Origin of the sequence: Halarcobacter anaerophilus, from assembly GCF_006459125.1 — a bacterium.
In the GTDB taxonomy this organism is placed as follows: Bacteria; Campylobacterota; Campylobacteria; order Campylobacterales; family Arcobacteraceae; genus Halarcobacter; species Halarcobacter anaerophilus.
In genome coordinates, this window is record NZ_CP041070.1 from 2,050,048 (window position 1) to 2,070,307 (window position 20,260).

Here is a 20,260-nt window from a genome sequence, read left to right on the forward strand (position 1 = left end):
TCATCCTTTCAAACTTTCCACCATTTATATTTATAATTTCATTATTTATATAACCTTTATCTTGAAACAATAAAAAATAAATTGTTTCTACCACTTTTTTATTTGATAAATGTTTTCACATTAAAAAATATAAACCCCTAAAATTAATTTATCCAAATTTTTTATTCTTTCTATTTCTATTATAAATATTTTTATAACCTAAAAATTCATAAAAATATTTATTTGACATATTAATCAATTTGACAAATACCTTTCTTATAAAATTGATTAAATTGATTTTAGTATTCTTTAATTTTCTATCACACTCTATGTTACTATCTCTAAGTTCTATAGGGTGATGTAAAATATTAGCTGCATAAACCTTCGTATTTAATTGCGGTAAAATTTTATTCCATTCATCTGCTACAGCAATATTTTTTTTATATAATTCTAGTAAACTTATTGCTGTTTGTTTATCAATTGCATAGCAGCATGCTCTCCATAAATGTTTTATTGAAAAAGAGGTTAATAAATATAAACCTTTATTATTAACTTCATGCCCCAATATATATTGAATTGACTTTCTTCCATCCATTCCCCCACAATGAAAGAAAAAATTCTTCCCTACATACTTTTTCGTAAAATCTCTTATTTTTTGAATATCAGCATCACTACCTAGAATGTCATCTTCGAGAATTAATGCATACTTATAATCAGAATAGATAAAAGTATTCAAAGCCTTCTCGTGACTCATTAAACAACCTAATTCACTAGGAGTAATCAATTTACCTGTGTTTTCAAAAAATTTAATTAATTTTGAATAATACTCTTGTGTCATTAAATTTTTGCCATATATTGCCTCAACATAGTTCATTTTAGTAAATTCTTGAGGAAAAAAATTTAACATTTTTTCTCTTCTTTGTTCATCTTTTTTTAATGATATGTAATATATCCCTAATAAATCATCATCCATTATATATTTCATCCTAACTTCAAATTATCAATTAAAAAATTTTTTGATATATTTTTATAATTATCAAGTATTTTATTCACTTTCACCCAATTAATATTTTCTTGAATTATTTTTTCATTTATATCTTCACTCTTTAAAACTAGCCTATCTTCCAATTCAAACATTTTAAGTAAAGAATTAAATCTTGCCATTCCTCTTTTTTTATTACCATAAACTAAAAATGGTTTATTAAATAAAATTGAAAATACACATCCATGAAAAGAATCTGTTACTACATATTTTGCATCATCAAAGCCTTTTATCCATGAAGTCACCGTAGGATAAATTTGCTCTTCAAGTTTCGCATTCGACTTATTTGATTTTACATTTACATTATATGACTTTAAACCAAATTTAGAAGCTACAATATTTTCAAGATACTGTTTTTCTTCATCGTTATCTAAAAAATAAGATAATAATCCTCCTTTAAAATTAGGCTCATTTTCTTGCTTAACAATTTTTCTATAATCTTCTATTTCTAAAAGCATAGTTGGATCAAGTACATGTAAGGCTTTCACTTCAAAATTTTCTTTACAAAGAATTACACCACTATCTTCTCTAACAGAAATTGATTTAAATTTTGATATATCTTTTTTAAATTTTTTAGTTTGCTCATTTGTATATTCCCATTTTTCTAGACCAAAAGAGGCAGCATACGAAAGTAAAATAGCTTTTGGATTCTCAACAAAATCTAAAAATGCTTGATTTATATATTTATACATTGTTGGACGCCAAACTTGATCGCTACCTACAATGTAAGCATCAAATTGATTTTTATATTTTTTAAAATCACTAACTGAATATATTGGTTCTGTTTTAGGAACTATATAATTTTCTGAAAAATATTTAGTATTTTTTTCAATTATTTGTTTATACCTTTCGTTCTTCCATTTAGTTGTAATATAAGAAAGAATAAACTTCTTAAAATATTTTTTTAAAAAAGTTATACAATCATTGTTTTTGGGTTGGACAAAAAGGAGTTTAGGTTCATGCCCAAGTTTTTTTAATATTTGCATTAAAGCATATGCCTGTAAATATCCTCCATAATTATTATTAAAAGTCATTGTCAAAATAGCTATTTTCATATTTCTATACCTTCCATTTCACATCTTTTTTTATAACTTTTGCTGGTATTCCAGCTACAATACTACCAGCGGGAACATCCTTTGTTACTATTGAACCAGCTGCAATAATAGCTCCATTTCCAATAGTTACTCCCTTTAATATCATTGCACGATTTCCTATCCATACATGATTGCCTATAGTTATCGGTTTAGCTATTTGATAACCAGGTGATTCTATATTATGCCCATCATAATCCCTAATAACTACATCTCTTGATATAGTACAACCTTCCCCAATAATAATTTTTGTAGCACATGTTATTTCAACACCTTCATTTATAAATCCGCCATTTAAAACTAAATGCCCATTTTCAATAACTCTTATATAGCTCCCCGCATATATATAAAATTTTCCATTTATTTCAAGTTTTCCCCTTTCTTCTATTAGCATTCTTGTTTCTATATTCGAAGATTTTACTTGTTTTTTCCCTATTATTAGTTTATTTTTTAATAATACTTGTGCTTTATTATTAAGTTGAATTTTCGAATTTCTAAAAACTATAAATTTTAATTGACCTTTTTCCCCCACTTTTGAAGATAAGAAGTTATAATAAAAAATTTGCCACCAACTTATAGGTGATACACCAATTTGTTTTATCAAACCAAAAACACTTTTCAACATTTTTAGTTTCTTTTTTATTTTATTTTCTAATGTAGGCATTGGAAAATATTTTTTGGCTATTTCATCAAAAGGATATTTATCTAAATCTTCATAAAAAGCCTTTCTTTCTTCCCTATTTATAAGTTTTTTTGTATCATAATAAATTGCAGAATTTCCTGGCTCTGCCTCTTTTAAAGTAAACTCTTTTGAGACAATAGCATCACCCAAAGATTCATAATACTCTTTCCCTTTATCAGAATTTATCATTATCAAAGAAGTACCTAAATCTTGATCCATAGATTTATCTACATTTTCTATACCCCAAAAATCCGCAAGTGTAATATCTGCTGGTCTAGGAAAACCTCTAAATTGGCAACTATAACAAGCTTCCATAGTAAAAAGTTCAGTTTGTAAATATCCCACAAAAAAAGGATCATGGTATCTATCTGCAACATATGATTTTCCATTTTCAAAATCAACTCTCATAGAAAACTTGTGCCAACCTGTTGTTTTATCTTTTGCTTTTATTTTTTTTGCTTTGGATTTATATTTATTTTCAAGCCATTCTATATATTTTTGAAATACTTTTATGGAATTTACAGATTTACATATAAAATCACATGTAATTAGATTTTCATAATCTTTTTTCAAAAAAGTATATAAACCACTTATTTGGCAAGGTGCGCCACAAACTAGAACTTTTTCACCTGCCTTTAGTTGTTTTTTCACCTCTGGAAAAAGTTGATCTGTTAGACTAAAAATATATTTTGAACTTCTAATTTCATCTAACTTATTTCTATCATTTGTTAATATATGAGAAACACTATAGTCTTCATTGTAAACAGCTCCACCAACATAACCATTTTGATCAAACATTTTAAAAGCTAGTTCTGAAAAAATACCTCCTGAAGTACTATCAACTCTTACTTCATGATTTTTACTATATGAAGCATAAACTAAAGGTTTGTCATATCTTTGAGGTTCTTTTTTCCTCATTTCAAATTCAGGTATATAAGGACACACTTTTTCACATTTATCACAATCTACACAAGTATCCATGTTTACTTGAGGAAATAAAAATCCTTCTTGATCTTGATGCATAGTAATGCACTCATCAATAGGACATGCAACAGTACATGTATTACAACCATTGCAAAGTGCTTTATCTGTTATGTTTATCATTTCATCAAACTTTATAATAATCTACAGTATCAGGATTATAACGAACTCTATAATCTTCATTAAGATTGTTTATTTGCTCAACTTCATCACTTGTTAATTTAAAATCAAATATATCTATATTCTCAATAATTCTATTTTTTGTGCCTGATTTTGGTATTGTAACTATTTTATTTTCAATATTCCATCTTAATATTATTTGTGGAACCGTTTTATTATATTTTTTGGAAAGATTAACTAAAAGTGGATTTTCTATTAATTTAGGATCCATTCTTGCAACAGGAGAATATGATTCAATTTGGATCCCTTTTGATTTACAATAATCTCTTAATGGCTCTTGTGTTAATAAAGGATGAAGTTCTATTTGATTAATTGCTGGAACTATTTCTGCTTCTTTAAGAAGCTTTTCTAAATGATGCTTATGAAAATTACAAACACCAATAGCACCTACGAGACCTTCTTTATAAAGGACTTCCATCTGTTTCCATGAGGCGATATAAGTATCAGGATTTGGCCAATGCATTAAATATAAATCTACATAATTAACACCTAGTCTATCCATACTTTCTTTTAATGCTTTTCGAACATTTCCTTTTCTTTGATCAGAATTTCCTAATTTTGTAGTGATAAACAATTTTTGGTTATTGAATAAATTTATTAATTTCAATGATCTTCCTATCCATTTCTCATTTCCATAAGAACGACTAGTATCAATACTAATATATCCATTATTTTGGGCTATCCAAATACTTTTTAATAATTTTAATCTATTTAATGGATATGTTCCTAGTCCTAGCATTGGCATTTTCAGGCCATTATTTAATGTAATAAATTCCAAATTCATCTCCTGTATTGTTTAATTTTTATCTTCAACATATCTAATGTTTTATATTTCATATCTTTTGTAAAATCAAAAACAAAAATTGATAATAATACTATAAAAATAATACTAAAAATATTTAATATAAAATTGAGTTTTAGTAAATGTACAAAAAAGACTAATATTACTACACTGAATATTACTTTTATTATTGGTAGTATAATTCGATATAAATATTCACTATATCTAATATTTGCTATTTTATTCAATAAAATAATTTTTACCACGAAAGACACTATTATTACAGCTGCGATTTGAACATAAAAAACAATTCTAGGATCCAAATTATAAAAAGAAAATAAGATATAGGATAATGGTAATACTAGTAAATACACGCCCCCACTTAATATCTGATTTTCTTTCATTTTCCCTATAGCCTGGAAAAGAATACCAAAAGACATGTCAAAAGTTTGAATTAAAGAAAATATTAAAATTAGTTTACAAAATTCAATTGTCCATAAAGGAATATCAACTAACCAAATACCTAAGAGTGTGTCTATCTCAAAATATATAGGAAGTACTAATATTAAAGCTAGATAGAATGTATATCTAGCGCTAATAAGAGAAATTTTTTTCATTTCATTATTGTTCTCACTACTAAACATTTTTATAATTTGAGGATTTACGGCCGTTCTGAAATTTCCAACTAAAGAGAATATTGCTGTATTTACTTGCATTGATATTGCTCGTGATGCAACTATAGCAGGACTAAAGAATATACTTAATAAAACATTAATTCCATAATTCATTAAAATCCATGCAATACTACCAAATAAATTCCATCCTGAAAATTGCATCATACTTTTCATAATTTTTTTATCAAAAACAAATTCAAAATGTGATTCTTTGTAGTTTTTAATAGTGTATATTCTATAAAAAGAAGCTATAAGTATAGAAGTTATAAACATAAAAATAGCATAACTTATAAGTTTATCTGTTGAGACAATAAGTAATAAATAAACAACAAGCAACTTTAAAATAGCTTCTACAATACTGATATATGCAAAAATATGCATTCTTTCATGGGCTATAATAAGTGCGTTATACGGCACTTGCATAACAGTGATCATAGTTGAAAATATAGCAAACTGATAAGCCCAAAAAGCTGCATCAAATCTTTCAATTGGAATATTCATCTTTTCATACAAAAACCAAAGACCAATAGTCTCGCCAAAAATTAAAATAATAATAGCAAGAATAAAATGTATAATAACAGCTGTAGAAAAAGTGTGTTTAAGTTTTACAAAATCTTCTTTGCCTAGCTCGAAAGTTAAAAATCTTTGGGTACCAGAAGTAAGAGTACTATTTAAAAAAGCTAAAATCATTACAAAACTAGCTACAAGATTATAAATACCATAATCTGTTACCCCCAATACATCAAGAACAACTCTTACTGTATAAAAATTTACAGCCATTATGATTAACATACGGAAGTAGAGGAACAGTGTGTTTTTTGCTATTCGCTTATAGTTTTGCTGCAATTCATATCCCAATCATATTTTATATATTTCATCAAATTTATTAAACTTTTGTTTATTCAAAATATACTGTTTTCTCTATATATTCTGAAATAAAAAATTTGCAATAATAATACATTTATTAATAATCTTGGCAGTTGAATCAAATACAATAAAAAATTTTTCGTAAAAATATATAGGTTCAATCAATTTAATATTCCACAAAAATCTAAATCAGTATTTATATCTAAATCTTTAAACTCTTTATGCGCAACCAAAAATGCTACTATATCTGCTTGTTCTAAAGCCTTTTTATAATTAACTATCTCAAACTCTTTATGAGAATTGATATTTGGCTCTACTGCTAATATATCTAATCCATCTGCTTTAAGTCTTCTAGCTATATATAAAGCTGGTGATTCTCTTAAGTCGTCAATATCAGGTTTAAAAGATAATCCCATACAAGCTATTTTTGCTTTTCTTTTATTTTTTACTTCAAATTCCAAACTTGCATTTTTTATTTTTTCTATTACCCATTCTGTTTTATATGTATTTACTTCTCTTGCCGTTCGTATCATTTTTGCAGTTTCACCGCCTGCGTGTACAATAAACCAAGGATCCACGGCTATACAGTGCCCTCCTACCCCTGCTCCAGGTTGAAGGATATTTACTCTGGGATGTCTATTAGCTAAGCTTATTAACTCCCATACATTTATATCAAATTTATCACAAAGCATAGATAATTCATTTGCAAAAGCAATATTTGTATCCCTAAATGAATTTTCTGTTAATTTTGCCATTTCTGCTGTTCTAGCATCTGTACTAAGGACTTCACCTTGTACAAAAGTCTTATAAAAATCTACAGTTTTTTGTGTAGATTCAGGAGTTATTCCTCCTACTATCCTATCGTTTTCAACAAGTTCTCGCATAATTTGTCCAGGTAATACTCTTTCTGGACAATGAGAAATATAAAGTGTTGAAGTATTTACTCCATTTCCTTTTAAAGTAGATTCTACAAGTTCTGTAGTTCCTACAGGAGAAGTTGATTCAAGAATTATAATATTACCTTCTCTCACATATGGGGCAATAGATTTTGTAGCAGATACTACATAATCTATATTTGGTACAAATCCGTCATGAAAAGGAGTAGGCACAGCTATAATAAATACATCTGCTTGAGTTGGTTTTAGATCAGCTTTTAGCTTTTTACTATTTACAGCAGATTTTACAAAGGTATCAAGAGCAGGTTCTACTATATGAATTTTCCCTTGATTTATTGTTTCCACTGTTGAAGGTACAACATCTACGCCATGCACTTCATAACCTCTATTTGCTAAAAGTGCTGCTGTAGGAAGTCCTATATATCCCAACCCCACAACACAAATTTTTTCAATCATCTAATTATCTTCCTTTATATTTTTTATAAAATTTACAATTCTTTCACAAGCTTTTCCATCACCATAAGGATTATGAGCTTTTGACATTTTTTCATATTCATTTTTGTCATCTAAAAGCTTTTGAGCTTCTTTTATAATAGTTTCCCTTTTTGTCCCCACTAACTTTACAGTTCCAGCTTCTACTGCTTCTGGTCGTTCTGTTGTATCTCTCATCACAAGTACAGGTTTCCCTAAGCTTGGAGCCTCTTCTTGAACTCCTCCACTGTCTGTTATTATAAAGTATGATTTATCCATCATATATATAAAACTCTCATATTGAAGAGGTTTTATCAAATAAACATTTTTAGTATTTGACAATATTTCATGTACTGGTTTTTGTACATTTGGATTTAGATGCACAGGATAAACAATATCTACATTTGGATTATTATCAGCAAGAGTTTTTAAGGCTTCGCAGATATTTATAAAGCCTTCACCAAAATTTTCTCTTCTATGTCCTGTAACTAACACTAATTTTTTTTCTTTTTTTATAATATATTGCGTATTTATATTCTCTAATATTTTATTTTTTAACTTTGTATTTTTTTCTATTTTTTCTAAAGCCAAGAATAGAGCATCTATCACAGTATTTCCTGTAACTAAAATGTCTTTTTCACTTTTGTTTTCTTTTAAAAGATTATTAGCTGATGTATTAGTAGGAGCAAAATGAAAGTTTGCTAACACTCCTGTTATCTGTCTATTTGCTTCTTCTGGCCAAGGAGAATATAGATCATGTGTTCTTAATCCTGCTTCTACATGCCCTACTTTTATTTTATTATAAAAAGCTGCCAAACTAGCAGAACTTGTGGTTGTAGTATCTCCATGCACTAAAACAATATCAGGTTTAAAATCTTTTAAAACATCCTTTAAACCTAAAAGCACATTTGAAGTTACAGCAAATAAATCTTGACCTGGTTTCATTATATTTAAATCATAATCAGGTTTTATCTCAAACATATTAAGAACTTGATCTAACATCTCCCTATGTTGAGCTGTGACACAAACTTTTGACTCTATTGAGTTTTCAGCTTCAAAAGCCTTAACAAGTGGAGCCATTTTAATAGCTTCTGGTCTTGTCCCAAATACTAATAATACCCTTATCATTTTTTGTTTTCTTCTTTTTTAATACTACTTATAAATTCAATAAAAAACACTAAAAAAATTGATAAAATAAATCCTGTTACAAAAGCTACTGCTATAATAAGCTTTTTCTTAGGTTTAATAGGGTCTTCGTCTACTATAATATTTCCTACTATTTCACTGTTTCTTATACTATCATTTGTAAGTTTTAGTTTTTCTAATTGTAATTTATCTTTAAGGTCATTTATTTTATTTGTTATATCTATATTAAGATGAATATTAAGTTTTCTAATATCATCATTTATTAAATTTTCTTTTTCTATCTCTAAATTTTTTATTGTAATATCTAAAATTTTTTCTTTTTCTTTTTTCAGATTTTCTATTGTATTTTGGATATTTAATATCAAATTCTGCGTGTTTAAAATCTGCATTGCCATAAGCATATTTTGAGTGTTGTCTGATGATTTTCTTTTTGAAATTTTCGATAAATTATCTTCATACTCTTTTAGTTTTTCTTTATTGAATTTAAGTTTATTTTCAATAATCTTTAAATCAACAGTTTTTAGTAAATTTATTTGATTTTCTATTTTAGTGATAGCTTGAGTTTTTATTTTTTCTATGTCTTTTTCAGTATTTACTTTTTCTACATCATTTACATAAGCAATTTTTTCTTCAATATTTTTTATATTTATATTTGTTCTTAGAATATATTCATCAATTTTTGCTTTGTATTCAGTTTGCAAGAAAGTTATTACCTCTTTGTTTTTATTTAGAGCTTCCTTATTTGAATACCCTTGTGTGTATATTTCTATAAAATTATCTACTTTATTTACTGAACTTATGTTTGAAACTATTGGTTTATTTTTTTCAACAATATTCTTTTTACTGTCTACATTAAATATAAGTCTTAGCTTTTTTTCTAAAATTTTGCTGTCTTCTACTAAATTTTCTCCTATATACCCAACTCTTACTACAGATTTAACTTCATATATCGGTGTTTTAATAAACACATAAATTACAGCTAAAATTGTGACAACTACTGTAAAAAATAAAATAAAAACTTTTTTTCTCCAAATTGTTATTATCAATTCTTTTAAATCTATTTCATCTTCATAAAATGATTCTTCTTTTCCCAAACTAAACCTTTTTGATAATCATTATCCATAAATATATAAAATTATTATTTTATCCTAAATACACTTTTTTTTTGCTAAAAAGTGCCCCTTACTATGAATCACTATTAAATATATCTCTAGTGTAAACTTTTTCTTTTACATCAATTATATCTTCAGACAGTCTATTTGCTACTATTACATCTGATACTTTTTTAAACTCATCTAAATCTTTTATTACTTTTGAATTGAAAAAATCTTCTGCATCTAAATTTGGTTCATATACAACTACAGGGATACCTTTTGCTTTTACTCTTTTCATAATTCCTTGTATTGCAGAGCTTCTAAAGTTATCACTTCCTGCTTTCATCACAAGTCTGTATATACCTACTGTTTTAGGATGTTTTGCAATAATTGAATCTGCTATAAAATCTTTTCTTGTAGAGTTTGCATTTACAATTGCTTCAATTAAAGAGGAAGGTACATTTTTATAATTTGCCAAAAGTTGTTTTGTATCTTTTGGAAGGCAATAACCGCCATATCCAAATGATGGGTTATTATAATGGGTTCCTATTCTAGGATCCAAGCCTACGCCTTTTATAATTTGCTCTGTACTTAAGCCATGAATTTGGGCATAAGAGTCTAGTTCATTGAAATATGCAACTCTCATGGCTAAATAGGTATTTGCAAAAAGTTTTATTGCTTCTGCTTCTGTTGAAGCTGTATATAAAACTGAAATATCTTTTTTAATAGCACCTTGGACTAAAAGATTTGCAAAAGTTTCGGCCCTTTTTGATTTTTCTCCTACAATTATTCTACTTGGATATAGATTGTCATATAAAGCTTTTCCTTCTCTTAAAAACTCCGGAGAAAAGATTATATTATCGCAATTAAACTCTTCTCTTATCTTTTTTGTATATCCTACAGGGATTGTAGATTTTATCACCATTGTCGTATTTGGATTTATTTCTAAAACATCTTTGATTACATATTCTATTGATTTTGTATTAAAATAGTTTGTTTTTTCATCATAGTCTGTCGGTGTTGAGATTATCACAAAATCTGCATCTGTGTAAGCCTCTTTCTTATCCAGTGTTGCTTTAAAATTTATATCATCTTTTTTTAAATACTCTTCTATTTCTTTGTCTTCTATTGGAGAGATTTTTTTATTTAAAAGTTCTACTTTTTCAGGAATTATATCTAAAGCTATTACTTCATTGTGTTGAGCTAATAATAAGCCATTTGACAAGCCTACATATCCTGTTCCTGCTATTGCTATTTTATATTTTTTGTTATTATTCAAGTTTGTTTCCCCAAAATCATTATCGTATTTTTTATAATGGAATTTTATCAAAAAGAGGCTTTTTTTCTAGTAAAGTTATTTTACTAGAAACCAAGGATTTAAAAGATTTTCTTTATTATATAAAAGAGGAATCTCTTTTTCAAATTGGTAGATCATTTTTCCTGATTCCCTTACTATTGCATCAGCAGCTGCTGTGTCCCACTCCATAGTATCTCCGATTTTTGGATACAAATCAGCTTCACCTGTTGCCACCAGACAAAGTTTCAAACTGCTTCCTATAGGTTTTTGAACTATTTGTTTTGATTGTAGATTATTTATAAACTCTTGCGTTTGTTTGTTCATATGAGATTTTGAGACTACTACATTAAGTTTTTCTTTTGGGTTTTTATTTATTTGTAAGGGTAATTTTTGTCCGTTTTTATAGGCACCAAAACCTTTTTTTGCCCAATATATATCCTCTAAAACAGGAGCATAAACAACTCCTAAAACAGGTATATTTTTATGAATTAGTGCAATATTTATCGTAAATTCTCCATTTTTTTTAATAAACTCTTTTGTACCGTCTATTGGGTCTATACAAAAATAATACTCCCAATTTTTTCTTTGCTTATATTTTACTTCTTTATTTTCTTCACTTATAAGAGGAGTCTCAGGATAAAGCTTTTTTAATCTGTTGCAAATTATCTCATTTGCTTTTAAATCTGCTTGGGTAAGTGGTGAATTATCTGCTTTATACTCTATATGAAAATTAGTATTATAGATTTTCAAAACTTCTTTTCCGGCTTCCAAAGCTATGTTTTTTATCTCTTCAATATCTATTTTATCAAACTGCATAACTACTCTTTTATCTTTTTTAGTACATCTTCTGCTTTTATAAGTTTCATACAATTATGATGACCTAGTGGACATTTTCTTTTCATACATGGTGCACACTCCAAATTTTTTGTTATTATTATCTCATTTGGATTATTCCATTGATTTGTTTCAGTGAATTTTGTAGGTCCAAAAATTGCAACTGTTTTTACTTTATATGCTGCTGCAACGTGCATAGGTCCGCTATCGTTTGTAATAAAAAGTTCAAGTCCTGCTATATGCTCTATAAGTTCAGGTATTGAAGTTTTACCTGCAAGATTTTGATAATTTGTAATACCGTTTGATATTAGTTCATTTTCTATATCTTTTGCAATATCTGTTTCAGCTGGACCTCCAAAAATTACAATATCATACTTTTTAGATAGTGCAATTGCAACTTTTGCAAACTCTTCAGGATACCATCTTTTAGCACTTCCGTATGTAGCTCCCGGGTTTATCCCAAGTGTTGGTTTAGTATAGGCAAAAGGTTTAAAATATAGTTTCAAATCCCCAGCTTTATTGTCCAAATTTAAAACTTTGTTTACAAAGTCATTGTATCGTAGAACTTGATGTATCTCTTTTTTCGTAAGTCTTCTATAATTGAACTTCTTTTTTGCATCTATAAAAAACATCATAAATTTTGAAGAGAGGCTTCTTCTAAAAGAGATTGCCAAATCTACTTTGCCTACACTTTTTGCTATTTTTATTAAGTTTATATATCTATTACCGCTTTTTTTACTATCATCAATTATTACTTTTTCTATATTTTTAAAGTTTTTAAAAGCCTGAGTTGAGACAAAAGAACCTAAAAGTGTTATTTTTGCATCAGGGTAAGTTTTTATTATATTTTCAATAGCAGGGCTTGTCATAATTGCATCGCCAAGCCAAGTTGGAATCTCTATAAATATTTTTTTAATCATCTTTTTTAATCATCTCTTTATATGCATAAAATTGTGGATATTTTACTATTTTACCGTCTCTATTATCAACCAATCCATAACCTGGTGCTATTAGTTGATGCCAATATACTCTTTTTATCTTTTTACTCTTTTTTGCAATATTGTGATACTGCAACATGTATTTTGTATACTCTTCATTTGAGATACACTCTTTTTGACTTGTGGGAGCATAAGGAGCCGTATCTTTTATGGGCCAGTTTACCTCTGTAATATAGATTTCATTGTTACATTTAGGTGATAATTTAACCAAACCGTAAAGCAGGTCAATTTTATTTTTTGTATCAAAGATTCCATATTGGGTATTTGAAGGTTCTCCTCTTCTATCCACATATAAAAGAGAACTTACTTTGTCATATCTTATTTTTGCAAAATTAAACATCGCTCGGACATTGTAATAGTATTCAAAATCTATTACGCTTGGACCTAGAAGTTTTATATTTGAAAACTTTTCATCCCTTAAATCCTGTGCCGTTTTATAAAAAGAGAGATACTCTTTTACGGAAAAGAAGCCCCATTTTGCTCTGTTTATTGTTGTTGCTATTTGATACTCGGTTGATATATCTTTAAACTTTTCAAAGATTATTTCTAGATTCTGTTTTAAAAGTTTATGATCTTCAATATTTTCTCTATCTTGCATAATATTTATCAAAATATTTTTCTTTGATAGTTTATTAAAACTATTTGCAAAAACTACATAAGAGTCTATATTTTCAATATCCCATAAAGGAACTCTTATAATTAGATTTTTTACTCCTAACTCTTCTACCAGTTCTTGTTGTGTATCGCCTTTGTCTAAATTTACGCCGATACCGTAAAACTCTTCATTTGAAATATTTTCTTTTCCTTTAAAAAGTTTCATAAATAAAATAGCAAGGGGCAAAATAAAAAGCGAACTAAAAATAAGTTTTATAAAATCCAAAAGATTTTTCTTTCTCATAGCTCTTTTGTATGCTTTATCTTTTATAACTTGTGGTTGGTCTGAATATTTATCCCAAAAAAACGGTGCTTTATTCAAATTAAAGCCTTGTAAAAGGTCTTTGACCAAGGGCAGCTCTTTTTACGTCTTTTTTATACATTTGCATAAATTTTGCCCATTGTCTTTTGATTTTATATTTCGTATAAATTTTTGATTTTTGATAAAACCAAAACTTCATACCCATTCGTTTTGCACCTATTCCATCAACAATTATTAGTTTATATTTCCCTTTTTCAATCTCAGGACAAAAAATATTGGTCAAACTTGTATCTACAAAAAGAATTTGATTTTTTTCTAAATACTCTTTTAACTCATCAATCAAAACCTTTTGCTCATCAAGAGACAAAATCTTATTTGCAACCATATAACGAAAAGATTTAGCAGGTGTTTTATCATAATTTAAAACTCTGTCAAAAACTAATCCTTCACCTTTATCAGTTTTTATAAACCCGTAGCAATTTGTTAAATGGGATAAATCTTTCTCCTTTTTTTTCAAATAATTCATATAGATATATTCTAATTTATTTTGGTCGTTATGACTCCCTTTTGTAAATACACTTTTTATAATTTTTGTATCATCATCAGGGTGGATATAGCAAGCCCGTTCCCCACCTTTTGCTATTAATAAATCATCATTTATTTTGCAAAGAAATTTATCGCCTAAAGTTATCCCTATTTTTCTGGCATTTTTTAACAATACTTCTTGGCAATACTCTAAATCTAATCCTGTATTTATATAAGAATAGGTGATTGAAGGTTTTTCTAAATATATTTTAAAATTTAATTTTCTATATTTTTTTATATCCCTTTTTTTAAGTTCCTCTTTTCTTTGTAAAATTATTTTGGGTTTTGCATCAAGATGAATAGTCCAGTAAACTGTCGGAATATATTTTAAAAGATTTTTCCAACGTTTTCTAAGTCTTGTTTTTTTATTTAAAAAAGAGATGTTTTCAAGCAAATAATCGTTAAAAAATCTATCTACAAAAACTGTTTTATCTCTTATAATTGAATTAAAAAGAAGGTATGGATAATAAAACAGCCCTGCTAATATTACTAAAAAATAATGAATATCATCATGTTGATCTTTTTCAGGTTTTTTCCCTAGTTTTTTCTTTAGAATAAATTTATTAATTGGATAAATAATATTATAAATAACTGATCGTCTTACGATTTTTTTAAACCTTTTATACATAAGGTTTTTCTCATTTTTATCAAAAGTATTAGTAAAAAGTGTAGTTTTCCCTACTCCATCAGGACCTATAATTGGGAAAATCTTATATTTTTTGTATTTTAAAACTTTTTTTCTATATTCTAAAATCGTTTTTTCTTCAATATTTTCTAAAAATATGTCTATTTTTCTATCTTCACTTTTTGAGTATAAAACAACTTCTATTTTATCGTACTCTTCTCTAAATATTGAAAAGCAAAAAGAGTTTTTTGAACATAATCTAAAAATTATTTTTAAAAATAATTTTAATTTTTCTTCTTTTATTTTATAAGAGATTACTTTATCTTCATATTTACAAAGAGAAAAACCTTTTTTCCCAAGAGAAGATAAAATTTTTTGAATCAAAGAGTTAATATCAGACATTGATAATCTCTTTTAATCTTTTCTCTATTTTTAGATATTCTTCTCTTGAATAGTTTGAAGAGAGCATAAAGTTGTTCTGATTCTCTTTGTCGCTTATAGTTGCCCATCTTTTTGCACTGGCAAAAGTGGTGTTTCCAAAAAACGACAGAGTCTTCGTATTTGTTGCCCCTGCTAAATGCATAGGACCTGTTGACGTACTTACAAAAAGATAAGATGAAGCTAAATATTTTGTAAATTCATACAAAGAGATTTTTGAGTCAAAAAGTTTGGCATCAAAGTCAAGATGATTTTCTATATACTCTTTTGATTTTCCGTCATCAGGTCCAAAAGAAAAAACTATTTCATAAGAGCTTTTGCTTATACTTCTAGCTAAATTTATATAATCGTCAAGGCTTAAATTCCCGTCACTGCTTCCGCCGAATCCAGGATGAAAAACTACTCTTTTTTCTTTTTGCGTTTTTATATCAAGCAAAGGTCTTGAAAACTCTAGTTTTATATCAGGAAAAAGCTCTTTTGCTAAATCCAAGTTATACTGCCACTCTGTTTTTAAAACTTGGCTTCGTCTTTGAGTCACTCTTTTATTAAAAAAAAGTTGTGCTATTTTTGTTGCAGGGGCTACTCTTTTTTTGATTCTGCTTTTAAAAAGCAGTTTTCCCAAAGTTGTATCTATATAGCAAGAGATGCTGGCATCAAACTTCTTCTCTTTTATCTTTTCCAAAGTTGTTTTTAAATCATTTTTATCAAATAAAATAACATCATCTATAAAATCAACAGTCTTGGCAAAATCAAAATTCACGCGGCTTACAAGTGCCGTGAGTTTTGTATTTGGATATTGCTCTTTTATAGCTTTAAAAAGAGGCAGAGTAACGACAAAATCACCTATTTTATCATGTCTTGTAATAAGAAGATTCACTATTTTTTACCTCTTATTTTTCTTTTAAACTCTACAAAATCTTTTAATTTTTTATCACAACTTTTTAAAATATCAATTGCTTCTTGCTCTTGAACTCCTGCTAATTTTGCATACTCTTTTGCAATAATCAATAAACTATCTTCATCTAACCAAAGCTTTGCAAAATTATCAAGTCCCAGATGTAAATCTATTGGTTTAAACTCCATTCTATTTATATCAACAACACTGAAATCATATTCATTGTCTGTTTTTATAACTAAAATATTTCCTGCTGAATAATCTTTGTGATAAACACTGTTTTTATGAAGATTATAAGTAAATGCAACAAATTTTTTTATAATAATTTCTCTATCTTGAAAATCCAAATTTCTAAGAGGTTCTCTAATCGTAAAAGCGTAATCTTGCTTTTTTGCAATAAAAAAGCTCTCTTTAAATAAAAAGTTTTTATAAAACTCGATGTAGCCTATAGGTGCCGGAGTATTTATTCCAAGAGTTGATAGTTTCATTGCATTTTTATATGATTTTTTAGCTTTTGAATCCCTAAAGTATGCATATACAATTTGGTTTATAAAATTGGGTACTTTAAAAGCTTTTACTACTGTTTGAATCCCTTTGTATTCTATAACTTTTAATTCATTTCTTGCTTTATGAATTGTATTTGAGTTCTCTTTGAAATACTCTTTTATATTTAATAAAAACTCTTTTGTATTTTCATATTTTTTATTTAATTCAAACTTGATATTCAATTTTTTCCTTGCATTAATAAATATAGATATTTTATCTAAAGTTTATTTTTCTTTCTATAAATACTTTTTTAATATAGAAAAATAAAACTCTGTAACTTCTTTTTTATATTCTTCAGCTATATGATTTTCACTATTTCCCATCTTTTTATTCTCAGGATAGATAAATTTTTCTATAAAAGTGATATTTTTTAATGTTTTTAAAATTGCATGTTGTTTAGAAATTGTATCTTTATATTTTTTATAGACATCATAATGTAGAGTACCTTGAACATAGTAAACTTTAACATTTTTATCTTGTAAATATTTATCAATCAAATTTATTTCTTTGATTTTTGAGTTTGCAATTTTATCAAATTTATAGAATTTATTTTTTGCCAATTGTTCTTTTATATCAAGTTTTCCATTCTTATACGTTTTTGTACTTTTTTTATTTTTACGTTCTAGTTGTTTTTTTAACTCTCTTATAGCGTTTATATTAAGATATTTATATTTAAAACATCCAAAAGATTCTAATAAGCCCTCTTTCTTTACTAATTTATTATCTAAATTACCAAGAGTTGAACAATACCCCCCTTGTGAAAATTCAGTATGCCAAATAGATGGATTTTGCATCATCACTATATACTTTACATTTTTATTTTCAGTCAAAATATGTCTTATCATATTATAAGTTGCAGGCAAATTATGGGCATCTGCAGTCAATGCTAAATTGGAAACTTTAAATTTATTGTTTAAAAGTGTCGAAAAATACTTTTCATCAAGTCCATGTTCTAAAGAACTATCCCCTACAAAAACTATTTGACTATTATCTTTCTTTACTTGTTCTAATCTAATTTGGCTTTTTATTGCTAAAGGATTTTTACTATAACTTAAAAAAGCCATTTGGGACAAAATAAGAATAGATAATAAAGATAAAAAAATAAAAAGTTTTATAAAACGTTTATTTGCCACGACAACTTCTCTCTTTAAAAATTAAAATATAAAAATTCACTAAAAGTATTTATTTTAAAAATACTATATACAAAAAGAAATACTACAAAAACTAAATACTTAATATCAGTTTTAAAGATTGATTTTCTTTCATTTGAGTTTTTAAAACATAAAATTAATAAAAACCCTATTATTATCCAATTTAAGACTTCACTTCCACCTGTTATATCATAAGTTACTCTACCAAATACGATTCCATACTCTTCTAAAAAAGCTAAGTTTTTTTCAAATTTACTATCAATCACTATTGTACTAAATCCAAACATCCCTTTCAATACTTTAATAGCATCATCCCACTCTTTAGCTCGGAAAAATACCCATGCTATATTTACAAAGTTAAATGTCACAATCCATGCTATTACTTTGGGCAAAGTAAATCCTAAATATTTCCATACTCTATGTGTACACAATGCTATCCCATGCAGAAACCCCCAGAACACAAATGTCCATCCTGCTCCATGCCACAATCCACCTAGTAAAAATGTTATCATTAGGTTTGAATATGTCCTAAAACTTCCTTTTCTATTTCCTCCTAGTGGAATATAAATATAATCTCTTAGAAATCTTGAAAGTGTTATATGCCATCTTCTCCAGAAGTCTTGTATATCCAATGCTTTATATGGGCTATTAAAATTTATTGGTAGTTTTATATTAAACAATAGTGCTGCTCCTATTGCCATATCCGTATAACCTGAAAAGTCAAAGTAAAGTTGAAAAGTATAAGACAAAGACGTTGCCCATGCTTCAAAGAAGTTCAAAGTTAGGGCTGTATCAAATCCATTTGTTGCCCAAACAGCAAAAGTATCTGCTATTACTACTTTTTTAAACAATCCTATTGAAAAAATAAACAATCCTAGAGCTATATTTTTATAATTTTTTACAAGGTTCCATTTACTTGCAAACTGTGGCATCATCTCTTTATGATGTACTATTGGTCCTGCTATAAGTTGTGGGAAGAATGTTACAAACAGAGCATAGTTTAAAAAATCATATTCTTTTGTCTCTTTTCTATAACTATCTACTAGATATGCTATTTGTTGGAAGCTAAAGAAGCTTATAGCCAAAGGCAGAGCTAAATGAAGCAGGGATATACTTGAATCTAAAGCTAAGTTTACATTTTCTATAAAAAAGTCTGCGTATTTAAAGTATCCAAGCAGTGATAAGTTTGCTACTATTCCAAAGATTAGAATACTTTTTCTTGGAAAAGATTTTATTTTTTCTTCACTATTATTTAGGCTATTGCCTATTACGTAATTAAACAGCATTGAGCTTAATATCAAAGGTAAATATACTATATTCCACCAACTATAAAAAAACAAACTTGAAAATACTAGAAACCCTTTCGCTCCTACTATTAATCTTTTATTTAACAAATAAAAATATACGAAAAATACTATCGGTAGAAATGCAAAGATAAACTCATAACTATTGAATAACAATTATTTCCTTTTTTAGATTTTGCTTTATTATAAATATTTTAAAAATTGAGGATTTTGCTTTATAATACTCTTTTTTTTTATTGACTTTATAAACTTTTCCCAACATATTTCAATTTTTTTTAAAACAAAATAATCACAACTGTAAAAAATTGGATTATAATTACTATGTGCCAAACCATCGATAATTACTAATCTATTTTCTTTACTATTTTCATTTTTCTGATACATAACATTTACTGTATTTAAATCTTTTACATATATTTTATTTTCAAATATATATTTTTTAAAAAAAGGTATACATTTTAATAAATTCTCAATATCTTCAAAAGAACTATTTGAATCATTTAAATATTTATCTACTTCTTTAGAAACTTTTCCATTACTGTCTCTTATAAGTTCAAAAACTTCTGCTTTTCCGTAATTTGTTTCTTCACTGCCGTAGTATCTTGAAAGCATTGTAAAAGGAATATTCTTTTTTTCTAATCTTTTATAATATTTTAATTCTCTTTTCGTCTCTTTATTTTGTTTTAAATCAATTTTTAGACATTTTGAGGATTCTTTTGGATGTTTATAACAAACTCTGTTTGTTCCTTTATTTACAAGTAAATCCTCAGTTAGAAATAGCATTAAA

General features: G+C 27.0%; 17 protein-coding genes and 2 pseudogenes. All 19 read right to left on the reverse strand.

The features are described 5' to 3' along the window. Nucleotides 1-148: 148 nt before the first annotated feature. On the reverse strand, nt 149-952 hold the full coding sequence (locus AANAER_RS10200; RefSeq protein ID WP_164969313.1) for a glycosyltransferase family 25 protein: 804 nt from the start codon (nt 950-952) through the stop codon (nt 149-151). A gap of 8 nt (nt 953-960) precedes the next feature. Next, a complete protein-coding gene (locus tag AANAER_RS10205) occupies nt 961-2,076 on the reverse strand; it encodes a polysaccharide pyruvyl transferase family protein (RefSeq protein WP_129081123.1) in 1,116 nt (371 codons plus the stop codon). A gap of 28 nt (nt 2,077-2,104) precedes the next feature. Then, nucleotides 2,105-2,254 (reverse strand): annotated as a pseudogene (locus tag AANAER_RS15210) (DapH/DapD/GlmU-related protein); the annotation flags it as partial. Between the two features lie 690 nt (nt 2,255-2,944). Further along, nucleotides 2,945-3,898 (reverse strand): annotated as a pseudogene (locus tag AANAER_RS15215) (Coenzyme F420 hydrogenase/dehydrogenase, beta subunit C-terminal domain); the annotation flags it as partial. A 4-nt stretch (nt 3,899-3,902) separates the two neighbouring features. After that, nucleotides 3,903-4,733, reverse strand: coding sequence for an aldo/keto reductase (locus AANAER_RS10215; protein WP_206732529.1), 831 nt, complete (start codon nt 4,731-4,733; stop codon nt 3,903-3,905). Nucleotides 4,734-4,735: 2 nt separating this feature from the next. Next, nucleotides 4,736-6,268, reverse strand: coding sequence for an oligosaccharide flippase family protein (locus AANAER_RS10220; RefSeq protein ID WP_140544091.1), 1,533 nt, complete (start codon nt 6,266-6,268; stop codon nt 4,736-4,738). A gap of 170 nt (nt 6,269-6,438) precedes the next feature. Beyond that, the gene (wecC, locus tag AANAER_RS10225; RefSeq protein WP_129081127.1) at nt 6,439-7,629 is read right to left on the reverse strand and encodes a UDP-N-acetyl-D-mannosamine dehydrogenase; all 1,191 of its coding nucleotides are present in this window, start codon (nt 7,627-7,629) and stop codon (nt 6,439-6,441) included. Then, nucleotides 7,630-8,772: a non-hydrolyzing UDP-N-acetylglucosamine 2-epimerase gene (wecB, locus tag AANAER_RS10230; RefSeq protein WP_129081128.1), complete on the reverse strand. Its 1,143-nt coding sequence runs from the start codon at nt 8,770-8,772 to the stop codon at nt 7,630-7,632. Then, nucleotides 8,769-9,884 (reverse strand): Wzz/FepE/Etk N-terminal domain-containing protein, encoded by a 1,116-nt coding sequence (locus tag AANAER_RS10235; protein WP_129081129.1) that lies wholly within the window; start codon nt 9,882-9,884, stop codon nt 8,769-8,771. The genes wecB and AANAER_RS10235 overlap by 4 nt, the downstream gene beginning before the upstream one ends. A 91-nt stretch (nt 9,885-9,975) precedes the next feature. Continuing rightward, entirely contained in the window at nt 9,976-11,163 is a 1,188-nt protein-coding gene (locus AANAER_RS10240) for a nucleotide sugar dehydrogenase (protein ID WP_129081130.1), read from the reverse strand. Between the two features lie 75 nt (nt 11,164-11,238). Further along, complete coding sequence (gene cysQ / locus AANAER_RS10245; protein ID WP_129081232.1) at nt 11,239-11,997, reverse strand: 3'(2'),5'-bisphosphate nucleotidase CysQ; 759 nt, start codon at nt 11,995-11,997, stop codon at nt 11,239-11,241. A gap of 2 nt (nt 11,998-11,999) precedes the next feature. Then, complete coding sequence (gene waaF, locus AANAER_RS10250; RefSeq protein ID WP_129081131.1) at nt 12,000-12,935, reverse strand: lipopolysaccharide heptosyltransferase II; 936 nt, start codon at nt 12,933-12,935, stop codon at nt 12,000-12,002. Next, nucleotides 12,928-13,989 (reverse strand): hypothetical protein, encoded by a 1,062-nt coding sequence (locus AANAER_RS10255; protein WP_129081132.1) that lies wholly within the window; start codon nt 13,987-13,989, stop codon nt 12,928-12,930. Before AANAER_RS10255 ends, waaF begins: the two co-directional genes overlap by 8 nt. A gap of 1 nt (nt 13,990) precedes the next feature. Further along, nucleotides 13,991-15,541 carry a YrbL family protein gene (locus tag AANAER_RS10260; RefSeq protein WP_129081133.1) on the reverse strand — a complete coding sequence of 517 codons (1,551 nt, stop codon included), beginning with the start codon at nt 15,539-15,541 and terminating at the stop codon, nt 13,991-13,993. Then, on the reverse strand, nt 15,534-16,454 hold the full coding sequence (locus AANAER_RS10265) for a glycosyltransferase family 9 protein (protein WP_129081134.1): 921 nt from the start codon (nt 16,452-16,454) through the stop codon (nt 15,534-15,536). Before AANAER_RS10265 ends, AANAER_RS10260 begins: the two co-directional genes overlap by 8 nt. Continuing rightward, nucleotides 16,454-17,200, reverse strand: coding sequence for a lipopolysaccharide kinase InaA family protein (locus tag AANAER_RS10270; RefSeq protein ID WP_129081135.1), 747 nt, complete (start codon nt 17,198-17,200; stop codon nt 16,454-16,456). The genes AANAER_RS10265 and AANAER_RS10270 overlap by 1 nt, the downstream gene beginning before the upstream one ends. A 54-nt stretch (nt 17,201-17,254) precedes the next feature. After that, complete coding sequence (locus AANAER_RS10275) at nt 17,255-18,151, reverse strand: hypothetical protein (protein ID WP_129081136.1); 897 nt, start codon at nt 18,149-18,151, stop codon at nt 17,255-17,257. 14 nt (nt 18,152-18,165) lie between these two features. Continuing rightward, nucleotides 18,166-19,629 (reverse strand): MBOAT family O-acyltransferase, encoded by a 1,464-nt coding sequence (locus AANAER_RS10280; RefSeq protein ID WP_129081137.1) that lies wholly within the window; start codon nt 19,627-19,629, stop codon nt 18,166-18,168. A 27-nt stretch (nt 19,630-19,656) separates the two neighbouring features. Next, the gene (locus AANAER_RS10285) at nt 19,657-20,256 is read right to left on the reverse strand and encodes a YrbL family protein (protein WP_129081138.1); all 600 of its coding nucleotides are present in this window, start codon (nt 20,254-20,256) and stop codon (nt 19,657-19,659) included. Nucleotides 20,257-20,260 lie beyond the last annotated feature (4 nt).